Source organism: Methylobacterium sp. E-065, from assembly GCF_022829605.1.
Lineage (GTDB): Bacteria > Pseudomonadota > Alphaproteobacteria > Rhizobiales > Beijerinckiaceae > Methylobacterium.
Window position 1 is genome coordinate 25,359 of sequence record NZ_JAKSYD010000268.1, and the last position, 7,287, is coordinate 32,645.

The following is a 7,287-nucleotide window of genomic DNA, read 5'->3' on the forward strand; positions in this document are numbered from 1 at the left end:
GGGCGATCGACCCGGAAGGACGGCCATGCCTTCCGTCCTCGCGCGGAACACAATCCAGCGCTAGCCCGCGCGCATGAAGCCCGCTTCCGCAGAGCCCCCGGAAACCTTGTCGCGCGAGGACCTCGAAGCCGAGGTGCGGCATCTGCGTGCCCAGTCCGCGTCGCTGGCGCAGATGTTCGAGCAGGCCCCGGGATTCATCGCCCTGCTCGACGGCCCCGAGCATCGCTTCACGCTGGCAAACGCCGCCTACAAGGCCGCGGTCGACGGACGTGACGTGGTCGGCCGCACCGTCGTGGAGGTCCTGCCGGACGCGGCCGCTCAGGGCTACGTCGACCTGCTCGACGAGGTCTTCCGCACCGGCAGGCCGCACCGGGCGACCGCCGCCCGTTTCGAGGTCCAGGCCGTCCCGGGAGGGCCGGTCACCGAGCGCCACCTCGACTTCGTCTACCAGCCGGTCGCCGATGCCACCGGCGTGGTCGGCGGCATCTTCGTCGAGGGCCACGACGTCACCGAGCGCACCCTCGCGGAGGCCGCGCTACGGGAGAACGAGGCGCGCTACCGGACTCTGTTCGAGAGCATCGAGGTCGGGTTCTGCATCGTCGAGGTGAAGTTCGAGGGCGAGCGGGCCGTCGATTACCGCATCGTCGAGGCCAATCCGGCCTTCCTCCGCCAGACCGGGGCGGACGTGGCCGGCAGGTGGGTCAGCGAGTTCGCACCCGACCTGGAGCGGCACTGGTTCGACACCTATGGCCGGGTTGCCCTCACCGGCGAGCCTGCCCATTTCGAGCACTACGCCGACGTGTTCGGTCGCTGGTTCGACGTCCGGGCGCTGCGTACCGGGGATCCGGCAGCGCACCGCGTCGCCATCCTCTTCGCCGACATCACGGAGCGCCGGACGATCGAGGCGCGCGCCGAGGCCGGCGAGCGCGAGCTCCGCCTCATCACCGACGCCCTGCCGGTGCTGATCTCGTTCATCGGCGCCGACCACGTCTACCGGTTCGCCAACAAGGCGTACGACGACTGGTTCTTCCTCCCCCCGGAGGATTCGTCGGCCGGGACGTCCGCGAGCTTCTGGGCCCCAGAGGCTACGCCGCGCGCAAGCCATTCATCGACCAGGCCCTGTCGGGCGAGCTAGTCACCTTCGAGCTCGACTGGCCCCGGCGCGACGGGTCCCATCGCGTTGCGGAGATCCGTTATCTGCCCCGGAGGACCGCGGAGGGTCGTGTCGACGGCTTCCATGTGTTCGTGCAGGACGTGACCGCCCGCAAGCGGACGGAGGATGACCTCGCGCGCCAAGTCGCGGCCCGAACCGCGGAGCGCGACCAGGTCTGGCAGGCTTCGTCCGACCTGCTCTGCGTCGCGAGCCTCGACGGCTACTTCGTCAGCCTCAACCCGGCTTGGCTCCGCACCCTCGGATGGTCCGACGCTGAGATGAAGGCGCGGCCGTTCCTCGACCTCGTGCATCCCGAGGATGTCGCCGCGACCGTGGCGGCTGCGCAGGGGTTGGTGCGCGGTGAACCACAGCTCACCTTCGAGAACCGCTACCGTCGAAAGGACGGGGATTACGTCTGGCTGTCCTGGAACGCGGTGCCGCGCGACGGGCTGATCTACGCGTCCGTGCGCGACGTGACCGAGATCCGATGCCAGGCCGAGGCGCTGGCCAGGACGGAGGAGGCCCTGCGCCAATCCCAGAAGATGGAGGCGGTCGGGCAGTTGACCGGGGGCTTGGCGCATGACTTCAACAACCTGCTCGCGGGCATCTCCGGATCCTTGGAGCTCATGCAGACCCGCATGGGCCAGGGCCGGATGGGCGACCTCGACCGGTACATGACCGTCGCCCAGGGTGCGGCAAAGCGTGCCGCCGCGCTGACGCATCGGCTCCTCGCCTTCTCCCGGCGCCAGACCCTCGACCCCAAGCCGACGAACGTGAACCGGCTGGTCACGGACATGGAGGAGCTCATCCGGCGCACGGTCGGCCCTTCGATCCACCTGGAGGTCGTCGGCATGGCCAGCCTGTGGCCGGCGTTGATCGACTCGGGCCAGTTGGAGAACGCCCTGCTCAACCTTTGCATCAACGCCCGCGATGCGATGCCGGACGGGGGCCGCATCACGGTCGAGACCGCCAACAGGTGGATCGACGAGGCCGGGTCACGGCAGCACGACCTGCCGCCCGGGCAGTACCTCAGCGTCTGCGTGACCGACACCGGAACCGGAATGCCGCCGGACATCGTCGACAGGGTGTTCGAGCCGTTCTTCACGACCAAGCCCACCGGCGAGGGTACGGGGCTCGGCCTATCGATGGTCTACGGCTTCGCACGCCAATCCGAGGGGCAGGTGCGGATCTACTCGGAGGTCGGCCAGGGGACGACGGTGTGCCTGTACCTGCCCCGCCACTACGGCGAGGCCGGCGACGGCGACGTCGCCCGGCGCCTCGCCGAGGTCGGACGCGCTGGCCAAGGGGAGACGGTACTGATCGTCGACGACGAGCCCTCCGTGCGCATGCTGGTCACCGAGGTGCTGGAGGACCTCGGCTACACCGCCATCGAGGCGGCGGACAGCGTCGCCGGCGTGAGGGTGTTGCAGTCGAACGTGCGCATCGACCTGCTCGTCACCGACGTCGGCCTCCCCGGGGGCATGAACGGGCGGCAGATGGCGGATGCGGGCCGCGAGCGACGCCCCGACCTGAAGGTGCTGTTCATCACGGGCTACGCCGAGAACGCCGTGCTCGGGAACGGCTACCTGAGCGCGGGGATGCAGGTCCTGACCAAGCCGTTCGTGCTGGAGACCCTGGCCACCCGCATCAGGGACCTGATCGCCGACGCCTGATCCAAGTCGCCGACATGCACGCCGGATCGGGCGCGTCATCGCGGATGACCGGGCGCTCCGAACCACCGGGCGTTCGATCAATTGTATCCCCGACGGATGCCCGAATACCCTGCTTCGAAGGGCGTCCCGGGCCGATGCCGCGTCCAGGAGTTGTTGCGAGTGTCGTTTGCGAAGGATGACGGGTCGGTCGGCGTCGACCTCAGGCTGCTCCGCGCCGCGGTCGATGCCACCGGGGAGGCCATCCTCATCACCACCGCCGACATCGACGAACCCGGCCCCGTCATCGTCTACGCCAACCCGGCCTTCGCCCGACTGTCCGGCTACGACGCGGCGGAGGTCCTCGGTCGCAGCCCACGCTTCCTGCAGGGTGAGGCCACCGACCGTGCGGCCCTGGCGCCCATGCGCGCGGCCCTGACGGCGGGCGAGGCGTTCCAGGGCGAGGCGCTGAACTACCGCAAGGACGGCACGACCTACACGGTCGAGTGGCTGATCACCCCGGTCAGGGACGAGGAGGGCAGGCTCACCCACTGGGTCTCGGCGCAGCGCGACGTCACCGGGCGCCGCGCCTTCGAGGGCCGCCAGGCGCTGATGGTGCGCGAACTCCATCATCGGGTGAAGAACACGCTGGCCACCGTCCAGGCCGTCCTCAATGCGACGATGCGCTCGTCGGTGACCATGGCGGAATTCTCCCAGGCCTTCGGAGGCCGCATCGTGTCGCTGGCGCGCACCCACGCTTTGATCACGGAGGACGAGGCGCAGGTCGCCTCGTTCGAGGGACTGCTCCGGGCCGAGCTCGAACCCTACGACGAGGGTGGCCGGATCATGCTCGAAGGACCGCGGCTCAAGCTGCCGTCCGAGATCGCCGTGCCGGTAAGCATGGCGCTGCACGAGCTGACCACCAACGCGCTCCGGCACGGCGCCCTGGCCCATCCGGGCGGACGGGTCGTGGTGACCTGGAATGTCGAGGATGCCTCCGACGGGTCGTGGCTCGCGTGGACCTGGAACGAGCACGACGGGCCACCCCCGACGCTGCCGACGCGCGAGGGCTTCGGCACGCGGCTCCTGAACAAGATCCTGACGGCGCAGGTCGCCGCCGAGGTCGACCTCGCCTTCGACGCCGACGGCTTGCGGATACGCGTGCGTTTGCCGCTTGGGCGACGGTAGGCGCCGTGCGATCCCGACCGACGCCTTCGAGCCGCCGCGCCTACGCTTTGGCGCGGTCTTCCAGAAACGCTAGGAAAATCCGGCGCGATGCCCCATGCTCGGCCGGAGGACCGGCTCGACGGCATGGCATCCCGGAATGCCCGCCACCCGCGCGAAACCATGCCGCTTGCTGCAGCGTGCCCCTGTGATGGACCGTAGTCGAGAGAACGGGGAAGACGCGGCGCGCCTCCGGGCATTGGACCGCTATCGCCTGCTCGACACCCCACGCGAACAGGACTTCGACGAGATCGCGGAGGCCGCCGCGGAGCTGTGCGAGACCCCGATCGCCGTGGTCAACCTGATCAGCGACGGACGCCAGTTCTTCAAGGCGGAGGTCGGCCTCGGCGTGCGCGAAACCCCGCTTGATTCCTCGTTCTGCCGGCAGGCCCTGCTGCAGCAGGACTTCCTCTGCGTCCCGGACGCCAGCCGCGACCCGCGCTTCGAGGGCAACCCGCTCGTCACCGGCGACCCCGGCCTGCGTTTCTATGCGGGCGCCCTGCTGAGGACCCCCGAGGGGCAGCCCATCGGCACGGTCTGCGTGCTCGACACCAAGCCGCACGACCTGACCGAGCGGCAGCGCAAGGGCCTGATGCGTCTCGCCCGCCAGACCATGGCGCAGATGGAGCTGCGCCGGTCCCTGCGCGAGCAGGCCGAGCAGCGCCTGCTGCACGAACGCATCCTCGACAGCGCCACCGACTACGCCATTGTCGCGATGGATACCCAGGGCCTCGTCACCCGCTGGAACGCCGGTGCCGAGCGCACCCTGGGCTGGTCCGAGGCGGAGATGCTGGGACGGACCGTGGAGGCGTTCTTCACGCCGGAAGACCGTGCGCAGGACCGGGCCGGGACCGAGATGCGGCTGTCCCTTGAGAACGGCAGCGCCCCGGACGAGCGCTGGCACCTGCGCAAGGACGGCAGCCGGTTCTGGGCCTCGGGCGAGATGATGCCGCTTCGCACCGAGGCCGGCGAGACCGTCGGCTTCCTCAAGATCCTGCGCGACCGCACCGAGCAGCGCGAGGCCGGTGCGGAGCTGGAGGCGAGCGAGATGCGCTATCGCTCCCTCGTCGAGGTCAGCCCGCAGGTGGTCTGGTTCGGCGATGCCGACGGCAACGTCACCTACTGCAACGCCTATTGGTACGAATACACGGGGCTACCCGCCGGCGAAACCGGCGAGGCGAGTTGGATGGGCGTGATCCATCCCGAGTACCGCGAGGCGACGCGGCAGGCATGGCTCGCCGCGGCAATGTCCGGGAAGTCCTACGAGGTCGAGTTCCCGTTGCGGGGCACCGATGGCCACTACCGCTGGTTCCTGTCGCGGGCGAGGCCGGTGCTCGACGCCGACGGCGCACTCACGAGCTGGATCGGCACCTCGCTCGACATCCACGAGCGCAAGATGGCCGAGGAGCGGTTCAAGATCCTCACCGAACTGGGACCCGCCATCATCTGGTTCGGAGACCCGGACGGGAGCCTGAGCTACCTCAACGACCGCTGGTACGCCTACACCGGCCAAACCCCCGAGCAGGCGCTGCCGCTCGGCTGGGGCGAGGTCATCCATCCCGACGACCTGGCGGGGTTGCTGCGGGTCTGGGAGCACGCCCGGACCAATGCGATCGTCTACGACACCGAGGCGCGCCTGCGCCGGCACGATGGTGAGTACCGCTGGTTCCTGATCCGCGCCGAGCCGCTGAGGGATGCGGATGGGGTCGTCGTCGGCTGGCTCGGGAGCGACAGCGACATCCACGATCGCCGCCGGGCCGAGGAGCACCGCAACCTCCTGACGGGCGAGCTCCAGCATCGGGTGAAGAACACGATGGCGCTGGTCCAGGCCATCGCCAGCCAGACCTTCCGCAGTGCCCCCAGCCTGGAGGCGGCCCGGGACGCGTTCATGGAGCGGTTGTTCTCGCTCGGGCGCGCGCACGACATCCTCACGCAGGCGAGTTGGACCGAGGCGCCCATCGCCGAGGTCGTCGACGGGGCGTTGTCCGTACATCGCGGCGACGCGGGCTCGCGTATCCGCGCCAGCGGTCCGAACGTACCGCTTTCCGCCAAGCCGGCGCTCGCTCTGGCGCTCGCCCTGCACGAGCTCGCCACCAACGCAGCCAAGTACGGCGCGCTCTCGAACGAGGCCGGCTCGGTCGACCTGCGCTGGCACGTGGTGCACGAGGATGGGTCCCCGCGTTTCTGCCTGACCTGGTCCGAGCAGGGCGGGCCGCCGATCCTGGCGCAGCCGACCCGACGCGGCTTCGGCTCGCGCCTGATCGAGCGCAGCTTCGCCGCAGAGGTCGGCGGCGACGTGAGGCTCACCTATGCCCCGACCGGGCTCACCTGTCGGCTGGAAGCGCCGCTCGCCTCGATGCAGGAGGTCGGGGACGAGGCTGCGGCGTGACGGCTCGACGGTCCCCGGGCGGGGACGCCGACCGACGCGGCCTGCGCCGGTCCCGTCAGGGTGGTCCCATCGTCGTTCCGCCGACGCGAACCGGATCGGGTCCAGGCCGATCGGGCGGGGGCTCGCGGGAAGCTTCGGAGGCGGGATGGATCCCGCGTGCAAGGCCGCCGGCACCGTATGCCGGTTCCCTCCTTCCGTGTCCGGCCGGGTGCGCGGCTGGGATTTGCGGCTTCTATGGTATCGAGGCGTACGTGCTTTCACCAGCGCCAGGTCGTATCCGCCCCGTCGCGCGACGCACGGTGCGGTCGGTCGAGGATGATGGCCTTCACCCCCTCGCGTCCGTTCGAACGCATCGTGGCGAAGATCTCGTCGGCCGACGCGACGATGCCGTCCCTTTCAAGTCTCACGAGGAGGCCGAGCGTCGTGACGGAGTGCACGGTTTGGCGCCCGTAGAAGCCGGGATCCACGAACTTGTCTTCTTCGAAGAGGACCAGGAACGGACCTTCGCCCGCATCGCCGCTGGCCATCACCGCGAACACGGTAATTTCGCCTACGTTCTTGCATCGCCGACAAACGGTTACCATCAGTCGGGTAGGGCCCGGCGCGGACCGTGGGGACGTCGACCTGCCACGGCAGCGTGGAGTCGTAGGCGTGTTCCCGCCAACGGGCAGCGGCGGCGTTCGGGTTTCTGCCCTTCCATTTGTTCGCTGCGCCGCATGCAACGACGTTGCCTGTCAAAAGGCGTTGGAATGGGACCCCGGATCGGCGTGCAATTGGGACCCCTTCGCAAGCTGGGTACGGTACGGTGCGGCTGAGCTGATCCGACGTCCAGCTTTGGCGTCGTAGGCGCTGGCCTCAGGCGCGGTTCTTGA

The 7,287-nt window shown here is 69.4% G+C and carries 4 protein-coding genes and 1 pseudogene; 4 read left to right on the plus strand and 1 reads right to left on the minus strand.

The genetic code is table 11. The features are described 5' to 3' along the window. The first annotated feature begins 172 nt into the window (after positions 1-172). The 4 genes and pseudogenes from MKK84_RS31100 (at position 173) to MKK84_RS31115 (ending at position 6,415) form a co-directional block, all read left to right on the plus strand. Complete coding sequence (locus MKK84_RS31100; protein ID WP_409566565.1) at positions 173-1,135, plus strand: PAS domain-containing protein; 963 nt, start codon at positions 173-175, stop codon at positions 1,133-1,135. After that, positions 1,066-2,826, plus strand: a pseudogene (locus MKK84_RS31105) (PAS domain S-box protein); the annotation flags it as partial. The gene MKK84_RS31100 and the pseudogene MKK84_RS31105, both read left to right, overlap by 70 nt. 159 nt (positions 2,827-2,985) lie before the next feature. Beyond that, complete coding sequence (locus MKK84_RS31110) at positions 2,986-3,990, plus strand: HWE histidine kinase domain-containing protein (RefSeq protein ID WP_243926232.1); 1,005 nt, start codon at positions 2,986-2,988, stop codon at positions 3,988-3,990. 187 nt (positions 3,991-4,177) lie between these two features. Further along, positions 4,178-6,415 carry a PAS domain S-box protein gene (locus MKK84_RS31115; RefSeq protein WP_243926234.1) on the plus strand — a complete coding sequence of 746 codons (2,238 nt, stop codon included), beginning with the start codon at positions 4,178-4,180 and terminating at the stop codon, positions 6,413-6,415. 257 nt (positions 6,416-6,672) lie between these two features. On the opposite strand, the gene MKK84_RS31120 is transcribed toward MKK84_RS31115, so the two are convergent. Continuing rightward, positions 6,673-6,954 carry a hypothetical protein gene (locus MKK84_RS31120; RefSeq protein WP_243926236.1) on the minus strand — a complete coding sequence of 94 codons (282 nt, stop codon included), beginning with the start codon at positions 6,952-6,954 and terminating at the stop codon, positions 6,673-6,675. Between the last annotated feature and the right edge of the window lie 333 nt (positions 6,955-7,287).

What these genes read in the sequence shown, in the direction of transcription:
- MKK84_RS31115 (WP_243926234.1), top strand. Translation starts at nt 4,178, where the DNA reads ATGGACCGTAGTCGAGAGAACGGGGAAGACGCGGCGCGCCTCCGGGCA.
- MKK84_RS31100 (WP_409566565.1), top strand. Translation starts at nt 173, where the DNA reads ATGTTCGAGCAGGCCCCGGGATTCATCGCCCTGCTCGACGGCCCCGAG.